Origin of the sequence: Spirillospora albida, assembly GCF_000718255.1 — a bacterium.
GTDB lineage: Bacteria > Actinomycetota > Actinomycetes > Streptosporangiales > Streptosporangiaceae > Spirillospora > Spirillospora albida.
Genome location: NZ_JOFJ01000004.1, coordinates 293,052 through 306,817, shown reverse-complemented (window position 1 = coordinate 306,817; position 13,766 = coordinate 293,052). Strand labels below are relative to the sequence as shown.

Below are 13,766 nucleotides of genomic sequence, written 5' to 3'. Positions count from 1 at the left end.
AATGGGGGTGTTTCTGGGCTCTGTGATCACTGTCCGTGATGCCGGGGTCCGTCTCCCCCGCCGACTTCAAGGAGTACCAACACGTGACACTGGTGAACGACGCGGCTCCCGCAGTGCGATCCTCGGGTCGCAAGTTCCGCGCCTTCACGGCGAAGCACCTCGACGAGCTCACCGCCCGCGCGGGCCTGTCGCCCGACCAGCGGCTCGCGACCCGGGCGGTCGCCACGGTCCTGCCGTTCCGGACGAACGCGTACGTCATCGAGGAGCTCATCGACTGGTCGGCCGCCCCGGACGACCCGATCTACCGCCTGGTGTTCCCGCAGGAGGACATGCTCCCCGCCGAGGACGTCGCGAAACTCAGTGACCTCCTCCGCCGCGACGCTCCGAAGGCCGAGGTCGAGGCGGTCGCCCACGCCGTCCGGATGAAGCTCAACCCGCACCCGGCGGGCCAGATGGAGCTCAACATCCCGAGCTTCGGCGACGGCCGGATCCCCGGGATGCAGCACAAGTACGACGAGACCGTCCTGTACTTCCCCAAGCAGGGACAGACGTGCCACGCCTACTGCACGTACTGCTTCCGCTGGGCCCAGTTCGTCGGCGAGGCCGACCTGAAGATGGCCGGCGACGACCCCGGCCGGCTGCGCGACTACCTGATCTCGCACCCCGAGGTGACCAGCGTTCTGTTCACCGGCGGCGACGCGATGATCATGGGTGAGCCGGTCCTGCGCCGCTACATCGAGCCGCTCCTGGAACTCGACCAGCTCGAATCCATCCGAATCGGCACGAAGTCCCTGGCCTACTGGCCGCAGAAGTTCGTCACCGACCCCGACGCCGACGCCATGCTCCGGCTGTTCGAGGAGGTCGTCGCGTCCGGCAAGAACCTCGCCTTCATGGCGCACTTCACCCACCCGCGCGAACTCGAACCCCTCATGGTCACCGAGGCGTGCCGCCGCATCCGCGACACCGGCGCCGTCATCCGCACCCAGGCGCCCCTCATCCGCACCATCAACGACGACGCCAAGGTCTGGGAGTCGATGTGGCGGACGCAGACCCGCATGGGCCTCGTCCCCTACTACATGTTCGTGGAGCGTGACACGGGACCGCAGGACTACTTCGCCGTTCCCCTGGCCCGCGCCTACGACATCTTCCGCGACGCCTACAAGAACGTCTCGGGCCTGTCCCGCACGGTCCGCGGCCCCTCCATGTCCGCGACACCGGGCAAGGTCTGCGTGGACGGTGTCGTCGACCTGTTCGGCGAGAAGGTCTTCGCCCTGCACTTCATCCAGTGCCGCGACGCGGACCTCGTGGGCAAGCCCTTCTTCGCCAAGTACGACCCCGAGGCCGTCTGGCTGGACGACCTGGAACCCGCCTTCACCGACCGCTTCCCCTTCGAGCGGTGACCGGACGCCGGGTCGCGGCCGCCGCCGCGGCCCGGCGGAACGCGGTCAGCTCTCGTACTCCGCGACGAGCGAGGCGCGGGCGAGGGTGTGCGAGGTGATGTTGAAGCCCGCGATGGCGGGGGTCGCGTCGCCGTCGACGCCGAGGGTCTCGACGTCCAGGGCGTGGACGGTGAACACGTACCGGTGCGGCGCGCCGGGCGGCGGGGCCGCACCGCCGTACGCCGCGACGCCGTAGTCGTTGCGGACGTGGACGCCGGCCTTGGAGTCCTCCGTGCCGGCGCCCGTCGCGAGTTCCCGCACGTCCGCCGGGATGTCCAACAGCACCCAGTGCCACCAGCCGCTGCCGGTGGGGGCGTCGGGGTCGAAGCAGGTGACCGCGAAGCCCTTCGTCTCGTCCGGGAAACCGGACCAGCGCAGGTGCGGCGAGCGGTTCCCGCCGCGAAAGCCCCAGTCGTCGAACACGTGCGCCTCGGGCAGGCGCCCGCCGTCGGCGATGTCGTCGCTGGTCACCGTGAACGACGGGACCTCGGGAAGGAACTCGTGGGGGAGCGGCGGCCTACCGGCCATGACGACCTCCTCGTCAAGGGATCTCGTGTCCCTCCCACGTCTATCAGGTCTTGACGGCCCCCATCGTGAGGCCCGTGACGAACCGGTCGAGGAACAGGTTGAACAGGAACGCGCTCGGCACCGCGGTGATGACCGTCGCGGCCTGGAGGGACTGCCAGACGAGCCCCTTCACCTCGACCGTCCGCATGCCGCTAGCCGCCCACGAGGCCGCGGTCGCGCCAGTCGCGGAAGATCTTGTCGATCTGCTTCTCCGCGTCGGCGACGGCCTGTTTCGCGGACACCTGGCCGCGCGCGGCCCGCCCGAACATCGTGGGCAGCACGTTCGTGCTGAAGACCTCGCCGATCGCCGGGTTCGACGGCCCCGGGTAGCCGATGTTCGCGCTCCACGACGCCGCCGTCTTCAGCAGGCTCAGCTTGTCCGCCGGCCGCGCGCCGAACGGGTCGTCGTCGAACCAGCCGTTGAGCTGCGGGACGAGTGACGGCCAGCCCGGCAGGTCGTACAGCTCCGAGTGGTACGTCACGGCCGGGAGGTTCGCCGTGTAGTGGAGCAGGAACTCCTTCGCGGCGTCCGCGTTCCCGGCGTGCTTGGGGACGACCCACTGCTGGATGACGTGCTGCGCCGCCATCGCCGCCTTCGGGCCGCGCAGGGCGGGGCTGAAGAAGATGTCGTCACCGATGGAGCGGCTGGTGCCCATCGCGGTCCGCCAGGCGGAGATGGAGTTCAGGATGAACGACGACCTGCCCGCGATGAGGGCCTGGTCGTTGGACGCCGGGACCCACGAGAACACCTCTTCGGTCTCGGCGCCCTTCCACAGCCGGGTCATGAACTCGACGGCGGCGACCGCGGCGTCCGAGTTGATGACGACGCGCTCGTTCTCGTCCTGCTCGGACGCGCCGTACGACCACAGGAGCGCCCGCGCGGCCATGTTGGAGTCGGTCTCGGGGGACAGGCCGATCCCGCAGGGGACGCCGGTCGTCCGTTTGATCTCGGACGCGCCCCGCAGCAGGTCGTCCCAGCTCGCGGGCCCGTTCGGGAAGCCGACCTCCTGCCACATCGACCTGCGGTAGTCGCCCGGGCCGGGCGCCCAGCCCGGACAGTAGGCGTAGAACCGCCGGGTGTTGGGGTTGTAGCTCGACCTGCGGCACAGCTCCAGCTGCTGCCCCCACCGGCGGGTCGCCTCCTGGACGACGTCGCTCATGTCCAGGACGGACGGCTCGTACTGCGAGAACGGGGCGATGTGCTGGATGAGGTCGTGCCCGCGCCCGGCCTGGATCTCGGAGGCGGCCCGGCGCGGGATGTCCACCGTGTTGATGTGGTCGACCCGGACGTCGACCCCGACCTTCTCGCCCCAGTCCGCGACGAACCGGTCGAACCACGTGTCGTGCCTGGGGACGAAGTGGCTCCACATGAGGATGCTGAGAGAGCCGCTCAGCTTTCGCGTGGGGACGGTGTGCACCTCCTTCGGCGCGTTCCCGGTGTTCTTCGCCTGCGGCCCGGTCGTCTCGCTGGCGCAGCCCGCCAGGAGGCCGTAGGCGCCCGCGGCGAGCGCCGTCGAGGACAGGAAGCCGCGCCTGCTGAGGTGGTCCGCCATGGGAGCTCTCCCTCGCCGATGAAGGGGTCACCTACGACGGTAGATCGGGGGACGCGGCCCACCCAGAGCCTGCGGGGTAACACCAACCTCATCCGCAACTCCGGGCGAAGGAGGTCACAGCGGGGTACAACGCGAGACGACCGCGGCGCCACGGGGGCGCCACGGTCGTCGGTCGGCCCGGGATCACCGGGCCGGGGAACTACTTGCCGGTGGCCTCGATGTAGGCGGCGACGACCTCGTCGGCCGGGCCGTCCATGTGCATCATGCCGTCGTCGATCCAGATGACCCGGTCGCAGGTCTCCTTCACGACGTCGAGCTGGTGGGCGACGAGGAAGACCGCGCCCGCCTCCTTGCGCAGCTCCTCGATCCGCCGCTTGCTCTTGACCTTGAACTTGGCGTCGCCGGTGGCGAGCGCCTCGTCGATCAGCAGGACGTCGTGGGTCTTCGCGGCGGCGATCGCGAACCGGAGCCGCGCCCCCATGCCGGACGAGTACGTCCGCATCGGGTACTGGATGAAGCCCTTCTTCAGCCCGGCGAAGTCGACGATCTCCTGGTACTTCGCCTTGGTCTCGGCCGGGGTCATGCCCATCGCGAGGCACCCGAGGACGATGTTGCGCTCGCCCGTGAGGTCCTTCATGAGGGCCGCGTTGACGCCGAGCAGGGACGGCTGGCCGTCGGTGTAGACGCCGCCGCTGTGCGGGGGCAGCAGGCCGGCGATGGCCTTCAGCAGGGTCGACTTGCCGGAGCCGTTCGTCCCGATGATGCCGACGGCCTCGCCCCGGTAGACGACGAACGACAGGCCCTTGATGGCGTGGACCTCGGTCATCGAGGGGCGGCTCTCGCGCCGCAGGACGCGGGAGAACGCGCTGGCGGCGTTGCCCTTCCCGCCCGCGCCGTACACCCGGTAGATGATGTGCAGGTCGTCCACGACCACGATGGGCTCGCGGTTCGGGTCGATCTCGACGGCCTTGCGGACCTTGGTGTCAGCCACGTCCGTAACGCTCCTCGGCACGGAAGAAGAACAGGAAACCGCCCACGAGAGCGACCACCGACCAGATCACCGCGTACAGCCAGAGCTGGCCGACGTGCTGCATGTTCAGGGTGTTCTCCACGTAGTCGCTGTACTTGCCGAGCAGGACGTGCCGGCTCAGCTCGATGTACACGTACGCGGGGTTCATCTGGAGCAGGTCCGCGGCCCAGGGGTACTGGGCGAGCTTGGAGCCGGGGCCCATCAGCGTCGGCAGGCTGAAGATGACGCCGGAGGCGTACAGCCAGGTGCGCATGATGAACGGCAGCAGCTGGGTGATGTCGCGGTTGAACGCGCCCAGCCGGGCGACCACCAGGCTCGCCCCGATGTTGAACATCAGCTGCAGGACCAGGATCGGCAGGAACAGCAGCATGTTGAAGGTGAGCGGCTCGCCGAACGCGAAGATGATCGCCATCAGCACGATCAGCGACGTCAGGAGCTGCTGGAGCTCCACGACCGCGATGGCCAGCGGCAGCGTGGCCCGGGGGAAGTACAGGGCCCGGATCAGCGACAGGTTGTCGCCGACCGACTTGGAGCCCGACTGGATCGACCGCTGCGTGAAGCCGAACATGAACACGCCGGTCACCAGGAAGGGGATGAAGTCGGGGATGCCGCGGCTGGTGTTCAGCAGCACACCGAAGATCAGGTAGTAGACCGCGACGTTCAGGATCGGGGTCAGCAGCTGCCAGACCTGTCCGAGACGCGAGTCGGTGTACATCGAGATGTTCTTGGCGGACGCGAACGCCCAGATGAAGTTGCGCCGGGCCCATACGTCCTGGATGTACTTGCGCAGGGGAGGACGCGCGGCGCTCTGCTTCAGCCCATGCCGTGCGGCGTAGTCGGCCAGCGTTTCGCTCACGTGAGGAGGCCCCGCGATCGTCCCGACCGACTCGCCACCCGAGGAACCGAGCCGTTCCGGGTGACTCATGTCGCGAAGCCTATTGCAGTCCCCAGGCCCCGCGTGACGTTCGCCCGCATGTGACCCCCGTTTTGAGATCTTTACGGAATCATGTCGTCCCCTCTGGGGATACCCCGCCCATGCGCGCCAATCATGGAAGGTCACCGTCCGTGTGGGAACGTTCTCCTCAAGGTGGGGCCCCGCTCCTGCGGCGCCTCGGCCGGCTCGACCGGTGGGCGTTCGACCGGGTCGCGGCCGCTCACCTCCCCGGTCTGGAGTACGTTCTGCCGCGGCTGTCCCGGTTCGCCGATCACGGCGTCCTGTGGTTCACCACGGCGGGGGTGCTGGGGCTGAGCCGGCGGGCCCGGCTGCGGCGCGGCGCCCTGCGCGGCGCGGTCGCGATCGCGATCGCCAGCCCCGGCGTGAACATCATCGGCAAGCAGGCGTTCCGGCGCCGGCGGCCGGTCGTCGACCTGGTGCCGCCGATGCGGATCCGGTGGAAGCTGCCGACGTCCCACGCCTTCCCGTCCGGGCATTCGGCGTCCGCCGCGGCGTTCGCGACGGGCGTCGCGCTGGAGGCGCCCCGGGCCGTGGCCGCCCCGATCGCCGCGACGGCCGCCGCGGTGGCGTTCGCCCGGGTGTACACGGGCGCGCACTACCCGGGCGACGTCCTCGCCGGGCTCGGGCTGGGCGCCCTGGCCGCGGTGGGCACGCGCGTGGTGTGGCCCGCGCGTCCCCCTGTGGCCTGCGTGCCGCGCGCCCAGGATGTGGAGGTCGAGACCAGCCCGGACGGACGCGGCGTCGTGGCGGTCGTGAACCCCGGCTCGGGCGCCTCCGAGGACAGCCTCCTGCCGGCGGGCACGGAGCTCGCCCTGGTGGCGCTGGAGCGCGAGCTGCCCGCCGCCGAGATCGTCCGGCTGGAGCCGGGGAACGACGCCCGCAAGGTGTTCGCGGAGGCTGCGGAGCGGGCCGAGGTCCTCGCGGTCGTCGGCGGGGACGGCACGGTGAACGCGGCCGCGCGCGCCGCGATCGACCGGCACGTCCCCCTCCTCGTCCTGCCCGGTGGGACGTTCGACCATTTCGCCCGTGCGGTGGGCGTCGAGACCGCGACCGACGCGATCGCCGCGTACCGGGAGGGGAGCCTCGGGCACGTGGACGTGGGCTACGTCGCCTCCGTCGCGAGCGGCGGGGACGAGGAGGTCTTCCTCAACACGGCCAGCATCGGCGCCTACCCGGAACTGGTCCTGCGGCGGGAGCGCCTCCAGGGCCGGCTCGGGAAATGGCCCGCGCTGATGGTGGCGGCCGTCCGCACGCTCCGGCACTCCGAACCCGTCGAGATGGTCATGGACGGGCGGCGCCGCCGGGTATGGCTCGCGTTCATCGGCAACTGCGTCTACGGGTCCCGGGGCGCCGCGCCGACCTGGCGGGAGCGCCTCGACGACGGGCGCCTCGACATCCGGGTGATCGCCACCGGGCGGCGGGCCCCCCGGCTCCGCGCCCTCGCGGCGATCATGGTGGGCCACCTCCACATAACGCCCGGCTACCGGGCGTGGGAGGCGGGCGGGCTGGAGCTCGTCGCCCCGGCGGGCGGATTCCGCCTGGCCCGGGACGGAGAGGTGACGTCGCAGCCCGCGGGCGTGCGGATCGGCAAGCGGACGCGCGCCCTCGCGGTGTTCTGCCCCGCGGTTCACAGGTCGGCCACCGGGTAGGGGACCCCGCGCCATCGACCGCGCAGGACGATCCGGCCAGTGCCGCCGGAGGGAGTAGGGCAGATGACTGAGACGGGAGTCGCGCCCAGTGCGCTCAGCGACGAGGATCTGTTCCGCGAGCTCGGGCACCTGTACGAGACACGGCTCGAGGCCCTGCGGCACGCCCCGGACCAGGCGTACGGCGAGCACACGCGCCGGATGAACCAGATGGAGGCGGAGTACCTGCGAAGGCGGCCCGGCAGGGAGATCGACCCCAACCGGATGCGGGAGGGCGCCCGCGCGCGCTGACCCGACTTAGGCGGTTCCCTTGGCGCGGGCGGCGCGCGCGAACTGGTCGTCCAGGGTGCGGGGGAACGGCAGGACGCGGTGGATGCGCCGCCAGGGCGCGTACTGCCGCACGGCGTTGAAGCCGCCCGCCGTGACGATCCGCTCCACCCGCGGGCCGGGCGGGCCGACCGGGTACACGTCCCTGTGGGCCACCTCGTCCGGGACGCCGCTCGGCCGTCGCGGCGCTATCAGGGTCAGCGGCGGGTCCACGCCCTCCATGGCCGCCATGTCGCGCGCGTACGAGACGAGCTGGCGCGTCTCCTCGTCCGGCCCGCTGTGGACGATGAGCCACCCGGGCACGTCCAGGGGCTCCGCCGGCGGGTCGATGAGGGTGAGCGGGACGACCTCGTCCGACATCGCCCGAAGGTACGACTCGTGCCCGGCCTGGAGGGGTTCGAGGAGGAACGTCCGGTCGAAGCGGGGCGGGTCGGCGGGCAGCAGCGGGCGGTAGGCGTCCCAGCGAAGGGAACGCGCCAGATGCGTCACACGCGTCCCGGCGGGTGGACGGGTCAGTTCACCCTTCAGCCCCGCCGGGAACGCGTCCACGACGATCTCGCGCGGACGCAGGCCGTCCAGCGACGGGACGACGGGGAGCCCGCCCGCGGCGCGCGCGGCGAACGGCGAGTCCGACACGATCACGACCTCGCCGTCCGGTCGCAGCGTGTGCAGGGCGGCGCGGAGCCGGGTGAGGTGGCCGAGGCCGCCCCCACGCGCGTAGCAGGCGATCACGTCCCGAGTCACCGCGTCTCGGCGAGGACCCGCAGGTAGCCGGCGGTCTCGGCGGCGGGTGTGAAGTCGCGCGCGATGCGCTCGGCGGCGGCGGCGCCGAGCTTGCCGAGCGCGTCGTCGTCCACCCGGGCGGCCCGGTCGATCGCCTCCCGGCAGCCGTGCGCGTCGCCCGCCCGGAACGTGAACCCGATCGCGTCGTCGGCGACGTCGGCGAGGCCGCCCGCGTCCGAGGCGAGGAGGGGGACGCCCAGGGCCGCGGCCTCGAGCGCGACGTTCGGCATCCCGTCGTAGAAGGACGGCAGGGCCACGAGATCGCAGCTCGCGTAGCGCGCGGGAAGGTCGTACCGGTCCAGGAACGGCAGCCGGGAGTACCGGACGGCGCCGTCGCGCGCGGCGAGCCACGCGGTGACGTCGTCCTCCACCTCGCCGATGAGCACCAGGTGGAACGTCTCGACATGCCCGGAGGCGGCGAGCGCGTCCAGGAAGAACCCGATGCCCTTCTTGCTCTTGAGCTGCCCGATGAGCCCGATGGTGCGCCGCTCGGGTTCGACGTTCGCGGCCCGCCACGCGCGGCCCTGCGCCTCCTCGGACGGCAGCAGCCGCCAGTGCGTGGTGTCGACGCTGTTCGCCACGAACGTGACGGGCGCGCGGGGGGCCACCGCCGCGACGAGCGGGGCGTGCGAGCGGGCGACCACGCAGACGCGCGCCGACGCCCGCAGCGCGTCGGCGAGCACGCCGCGCCGCCGGAGCGAGAACACCCCGACGTCGATGTCGTTGCCGCGCAGCAGCGTGATGAGGGGCGCGTCCAGGAGCCGCGCCAGGACCGGCGCGGCCAGCATCGAGTACGTGCCGCCGAACCCGGCGACATGGCCGTAGGACGCGGGACCCTCGGCGGTGACGGTGGTCCAGAGGCGGCGCAGGGCGTGCTCGGGGTCGTCGCCCAGCGGGGCGGTCAGCAGCCGCCCGCCGTGTTCGCGCTCCACCCGCCACGGCCGGTCCCGCCGCGTCAGGTGCGCGACGTCCACCTCGACCCCGGCGCCGCGAAGCCCCCGCACGATCCGGTCGCACGACTGGGCCATCCCGCCGCGGCTCGGCGGATAGTGCTCCGTTATCCACAGGACGCGGTCCATCAGCTGTCCACGAACCCGCCGTCGTCGCCCGCCCCGAAGTCGCCGCTTCCGTACGACCAGTCGTCGCCGGGGTTGAACGCGCCCCGATCGTAGTCGTCGTAGGTGGTCCAGCCGCCCTGGTAGGACGCGTGCGCCTGCTCGTAGTGCCGGCGCCGGTACCGGACGATCCACGTCGGGTCGTGCGGGTCGTCCGACCCGTAGCCCTGGGCGGCGGCGCACTCGGGGCAGGTGCCGCTCTGCGGATCGGCGTGCTCCGCGCACACCCGGCGGCGGCAGCGCGGGCAGTCCGCGACGGACGGGCGCCCGCAGCGGCCGAGCACGAAGAACCCGGTGGTGACGGTACAGGGGGTCACGGCTTCCTCCTCGGAGTGATCGTCCCGGGAGGCGTCCACCGGAACGGCTCCGTCGTCATCTGCAGGATGGCCTTGGTCAGCTCCGGGTCGGCGACGGGGCCCTGGAACTTGCCGGTCGCGCGGATCACCATCCGGGAGCCGGTCTTGACGCGGACGCTGAACCAGGCCGGCGGAGGCGTGTCCGGACGGCGGTGGGCGGCGCCCTTCGGCAGGTGCCGGATCACCCGCACCAGCTGCACCGTCTTCGACTTCCGCTTGAACTTGATCTTCCCGCGCGGGTTGGTCTTCCGGAGCTTGCGGTGCCGGATCCGGTCGGTGACCTGGAACTCCAGGACGCTTCCGTCCCGCAGCTCGGCCCGCATGCGGAGCCAGGGATCGATGACGAACCACTGCTTCAGGGACTTGACCGGATGGCGGACGGGGAGCTGCTGCTCCGGCGTCGCCTTCCCCGGTGCCGTGGGGCCGCGCAGGTCCGCCGCGACCGACAGCACCCCCTCCGGGCGCATGTCGGCGGTGAGGACCCGCACCAGCGGCACGAGCACCGTCGCCGTCCTGGGCGGCGGCGCCCACTTGCGCCGCTTCACCTCCAGGCCGTGCCCGGCCAGGCTGCGGATGACCGGTTCCCAGTCGTCGCGGCGCAGCGACACCGTGAAACCGCGCTGGTCGATCAGCGCCCGGTGCAGCGGATGGAACCGCTCCATGGCCGCCCGTTGCCTACGCCAGAACATGCGTGTCACCACCAATCGCCGGGCGGTCCGCCCGGCACGCCGTCGCCCGGTACAGGTCGGCCAGCGCGGCCCGCGACCGCGCCCAGGTCAGGTCGTCCTCGATCCGGCGGCGGCCCCGCGCCCCGAGCGCCGCGGCCGCCTCCGGATACTCCAGCAGGATCCGTACGGCCCGCGCCAGCTCCGCCGGGCGGTCGGCCGGGACGAGCCGTCCGTGCTCCCCGTCCGTCATCAGCTCCCGCACCGCCGGAAGGTCGGACGCGACGACCGGCACGCCCGCCGCCATCGACTCGACGACCTTGAGGGGCGCGCAGCCCTGGTCCAGGTTCCGCGCGCACCCGGTGAGCGGCGCGACCGACACGGCGGCGTGCGCGAGCCAGGCCGCGACGTCCGCGTGGGGCAGCTCGAACCGCCAGTCGATCCGCTCCGCGACGCCGAGCCGTTCCGCGAGCCGCCGCACCGTGCGCGCGCGCCGCTCGGGCAGCGACGAGCAGATGACGAGGCGCAGGCCGGGCAGGTCCTGGAGGCGGACGAACGCGCGCAGAAGGACGTCGAGGCCCTGCCACGGTTGCAGGGCGCCGACGTAGACGATGTAGCGGTCGGGGGCGTCCGGCGGGCGGGGCGGCGTCGGGCCGACCTCCGCGCCGTTGGGCACGAGATGGATCTTCTCCGCCGGGACGCCCAGCCCGCGCAGGTTGCCGCCGATGACCTCCGACGGGACCACGATCGCGTCGCTGCGCTCCAGGCAGAACAGCTCCAGCTCGCGGATCTTGCCCAGCGTGCGCGGTGACGCCAGCGGCCAGGTGTGCCCCATCTCGATCGACGGCAGCCCGTTGACCTCGTAGACGACCCGGTACCCGCGGCCGGGGGCCGCCACGGCGGGAAGCGCGCCCCAGGGGTCGCGGACGTGGCAGATCTCCAGCGTCTCCCGGTGCGGGGCCAGATGGGCGGCGACCCAGGCGGAGAACGCCTCGACCCGGTCGAGCAGGTTGGGGATCCGCTCGCCGAACCGCGCGATCTCCCGCGTCCCCTCCCGCTGGTAGCGGGGCAGGTCGCCGCCGCCGAGGACGCCGAGGAGCCCGCCGCCGAACACGTCGAACAGCTCGTCCGCCATCTGGGCGATGTGCACCGCCGACCCCTTGGCGGAGGGGAAGCGGTCGAAGGCGAAGTAGGCCGCGCGGTGCTTCACCCGACGCGCACCTCCCGCTCGCGGGCGTCCGGCCGGGATGTCTCCGGCCGGGATGTCTCCGGGCGCCGCAGGGCGCGGTGCCAGGCGATCTGGTCGGCCAGCCCCTCGGCGAGGTCGACGGCGGGCGTCCAGCCGAGCAGGCGGTGCGCGCGCGCCGGGTCGGCCCAGGTCCTGGCGGCGTCCCCGGCCACGGGGGCCTCCCTGCGGATCTCGGGCCGGACGCCGAGCACGCCGGCCAGCAGACCGATCGCCTCGTGCACGCCGACGGGCTCGGGATGGCCGACGTTGACCGCGATCCCGGACGGCAGTTCCTCCGCGACCGCCCTGAGCGTCGCGGTCACGACGTCCGCCACGTGGGTGAAGGACCGCGACCTGCGGCCGTCGCCGAACACGGGCAGGGGGCGGCCGTCGAGCGCCGCCTCGGTGAACCGGTGGAACGCCATGTCGGGGCGCTGTCGCGGACCATAGACGGAGAAGTACCGCAGCAGGACCGTGCGGAGCCCGTTCCGGGCGGCGTCCACGGCGAGTCGCTCGACCTCCACCTTGCTCACCGCGTAGGGACTGGCCGGGTGGAGCGGATCGCCCTCCCGGTTCGGCCTGTCACCCGCCGACCCGTACACGGACGAACTGGAGGCCACGACGACCTTGGGACGCCGCCGTGCCGGACGCCGCGCGCACTCCGCGAGGAGCCGGTGCGTGGCGAGCACGTTGTCGCGCTCCGCCGCCGCCCGCCCCGCGCCCCAGGACCCGCGGACGCTGGGACGCCCCGCGAGATGCGCGACGGTGTCGGCGCGGGTCAGCGGGGCCAGGTCGGCGACCGCCAGATCGGCCTCCAGGACCGTGACGCCGGGACGCGCCGCGACCGCGGCCCAGGTACGCCACGCGACCTCGGGCGCCAGGGAGCGTCCGGGCGCGTCGACGGCGAGGACCTCGTGACCGGCGCTGCACAGCGCGTCGACCACGTGGCTCCCGATGAATCCCGCCGCCCCCGTCACCACCACCCGCACGGGGTGCACCCTAGGGCATCACCGGTCACCTTGGACACCCCCGGCGAACCCGCTGACCAGGCAAGATCACCGAGGTTTCCGGCGCCTACGGGTGCTGCCGCCGGTCCTGCCACGGCTGCGGCTGATGCTGGGGCGGGGGGAGCATCCCCTGATACGGGCCCGCGCCGTAATCGGCGGGCGGCAGGAATCGCGGCTGCCCCGGGCCGGGAGCGCTGAACGGCGGCGGAGCGGGAGGGCCCTGAAGCGGAGACCCGGCGGGCGGAGGCCCGGCCATCACCATCGCGGGATGCGGCTGCGGCTGCCAGGGGACCGCGCCGTGGCGGCGGGCCCGGCGCAGGGCGCGCTCCGCGAGACGCTGCTCCTCCCTGTGGCGACGCTCGGCGAGGATGGCCGACAGCAGGATCTCGGGGCGCACGCCGGGCGGCGGCGGAGGGCTGACCACCGCGACCACCTGCCGGGTGATGCGGTCGCCCAGGGAGTCGCGCACCTCGGGACGCAGCTCCCAGAACCGCAGCAGGTACTGACGTGCCGTCATCGCCAGGTCGTCCGGGAGCATGGACAGCTCCAGCGTCCGCGCCCACCAGGCGAGCTGGGGCGGCATGACCGCGGCCGGGCCGAACACGGCGGAGGACGGCACCCGCTCCTGGATGACGATCGTCCCGGCGAACAGGTCGCCCAGCCGCTTCCCGCGCCGGTTGCCGAGCGAGGTGATGAGGGCCGGCGCCCCGTACAGCGTCCAGAACTCGATGAACCCGGCGAGCGCGCGCACGAAGGCCTGCCGGAAGCGGATCGGGCCGCCGTCGTCCGCGACGACGCGGATGCCCACGGCCATCTTGCCGAGCGTCCGTCCCCGCGACAGCGTCTCGAACGCGCACGGGTAGCCGACGATGACGAGGACCACCGCGACCAGCGTGAGGCCGGTCGTCCACGCGTCGTCCGCCACCAGGGACGTCATGCCCGTGATGATGAGCAGGACCCAGAGGAGCGCCATCTGGACGAGCAGGTCGAGCAGCAGCGCGCAGCCGCGGCTGGCCAGCCGCGCGACGCGGATGTCGAGCGCCACGGCCTCGCCGGTGACGAGCTTCGCCATGTCCCGTTCCTCCTCTTTCCCGG

The 13,766-nt window shown here is 72.5% G+C and carries 15 protein-coding genes; 3 read left to right on the top strand and 12 right to left on the bottom strand.

Going from position 1 to position 13,766, the window contains the following annotated elements; all coding sequences use genetic code 11:
• The first annotated feature begins 83 nt into the window (after window positions 1-83).
• Entirely contained in the window at window positions 84-1,400 is a 1,317-nt protein-coding gene (locus IE99_RS0107845; protein WP_030165871.1) for a KamA family radical SAM protein, read from the top strand.
• Window positions 1,401-1,445: 45 nt separating this feature from the next.
• On the opposite strand, the gene IE99_RS0107840 is transcribed toward IE99_RS0107845, so the two are convergent.
• The 5 genes from IE99_RS0107840 to IE99_RS0107820 form a co-directional block, all read right to left on the bottom strand.
• Window positions 1,446-1,967 (bottom strand): YbhB/YbcL family Raf kinase inhibitor-like protein, encoded by a 522-nt coding sequence (locus IE99_RS0107840; RefSeq protein ID WP_030165867.1) that lies wholly within the window; start codon window positions 1,965-1,967, stop codon window positions 1,446-1,448.
• Window positions 1,968-2,010: 43 nt separating this feature from the next.
• On the bottom strand, window positions 2,011-2,154 hold the full coding sequence (locus IE99_RS31720) for a hypothetical protein (RefSeq protein WP_157610120.1): 144 nt from the start codon (window positions 2,152-2,154) through the stop codon (window positions 2,011-2,013).
• 4 nt (window positions 2,155-2,158) lie between these two features.
• Window positions 2,159-3,559: an ABC transporter substrate-binding protein gene (locus IE99_RS0107830; RefSeq protein ID WP_030165864.1), complete on the bottom strand. Its 1,401-nt coding sequence runs from the start codon at window positions 3,557-3,559 to the stop codon at window positions 2,159-2,161.
• Between the two features lie 199 nt (window positions 3,560-3,758).
• Entirely contained in the window at window positions 3,759-4,550 is a 792-nt protein-coding gene (locus tag IE99_RS0107825; protein ID WP_084219351.1) for an ABC transporter ATP-binding protein, read from the bottom strand.
• Window positions 4,543-5,445: an ABC transporter permease gene (locus IE99_RS0107820; RefSeq protein WP_245623103.1), complete on the bottom strand. Its 903-nt coding sequence runs from the start codon at window positions 5,443-5,445 to the stop codon at window positions 4,543-4,545. Before IE99_RS0107820 ends, IE99_RS0107825 begins: the two co-directional genes overlap by 8 nt.
• Window positions 5,446-5,654: 209 nt before the next feature.
• Here IE99_RS0107820 and IE99_RS0107815 point away from each other — a divergent pair, with 209 nt between their 5' ends.
• Window positions 5,655-7,193, top strand: coding sequence for a bifunctional phosphatase PAP2/diacylglycerol kinase family protein (locus tag IE99_RS0107815; RefSeq protein WP_030165859.1), 1,539 nt, complete (start codon window positions 5,655-5,657; stop codon window positions 7,191-7,193).
• 63 nt (window positions 7,194-7,256) lie between these two features.
• Window positions 7,257-7,481 (top strand): DUF6158 family protein, encoded by a 225-nt coding sequence (locus IE99_RS0107810; protein WP_030165857.1) that lies wholly within the window; start codon window positions 7,257-7,259, stop codon window positions 7,479-7,481.
• A gap of 6 nt (window positions 7,482-7,487) precedes the next feature.
• On the opposite strand, the gene IE99_RS0107805 is transcribed toward IE99_RS0107810, so the two are convergent.
• The 7 genes from IE99_RS0107805 to IE99_RS33370 all read right to left on the bottom strand — a co-directional run bounded on the left by IE99_RS0107805 (window position 7,488) and on the right by IE99_RS33370 (window position 13,743).
• Window positions 7,488-8,261 (bottom strand): hypothetical protein, encoded by a 774-nt coding sequence (locus tag IE99_RS0107805; RefSeq protein ID WP_245623102.1) that lies wholly within the window; start codon window positions 8,259-8,261, stop codon window positions 7,488-7,490.
• Window positions 8,258-9,379, bottom strand: coding sequence for a glycosyltransferase family 4 protein (locus IE99_RS0107800; protein WP_030165853.1), 1,122 nt, complete (start codon window positions 9,377-9,379; stop codon window positions 8,258-8,260). The genes IE99_RS0107805 and IE99_RS0107800 overlap by 4 nt, the downstream gene beginning before the upstream one ends.
• Window positions 9,379-9,732 carry a hypothetical protein gene (locus IE99_RS0107795; protein WP_030165851.1) on the bottom strand — a complete coding sequence of 118 codons (354 nt, stop codon included), beginning with the start codon at window positions 9,730-9,732 and terminating at the stop codon, window positions 9,379-9,381. The genes IE99_RS0107800 and IE99_RS0107795 overlap by 1 nt, the downstream gene beginning before the upstream one ends.
• Window positions 9,729-10,460, bottom strand: a complete 732-nt coding sequence (locus IE99_RS0107790) for a hypothetical protein (RefSeq protein ID WP_245623101.1) — start codon at window positions 10,458-10,460, stop codon at window positions 9,729-9,731. Before IE99_RS0107790 ends, IE99_RS0107795 begins: the two co-directional genes overlap by 4 nt.
• Window positions 10,447-11,646, bottom strand: coding sequence for a glycosyltransferase family 4 protein (locus IE99_RS0107785; RefSeq protein ID WP_245623100.1), 1,200 nt, complete (start codon window positions 11,644-11,646; stop codon window positions 10,447-10,449). The genes IE99_RS0107790 and IE99_RS0107785 overlap by 14 nt, the downstream gene beginning before the upstream one ends.
• Window positions 11,643-12,653, bottom strand: coding sequence for an NAD-dependent epimerase/dehydratase family protein (locus tag IE99_RS0107780; protein WP_245623099.1), 1,011 nt, complete (start codon window positions 12,651-12,653; stop codon window positions 11,643-11,645). Before IE99_RS0107780 ends, IE99_RS0107785 begins: the two co-directional genes overlap by 4 nt.
• 85 nt (window positions 12,654-12,738) lie before the next feature.
• The gene (locus IE99_RS33370) at window positions 12,739-13,743 is read right to left on the bottom strand and encodes an RDD family protein (protein ID WP_037558859.1); all 1,005 of its coding nucleotides are present in this window, start codon (window positions 13,741-13,743) and stop codon (window positions 12,739-12,741) included.
• Window positions 13,744-13,766 lie beyond the last annotated feature (23 nt).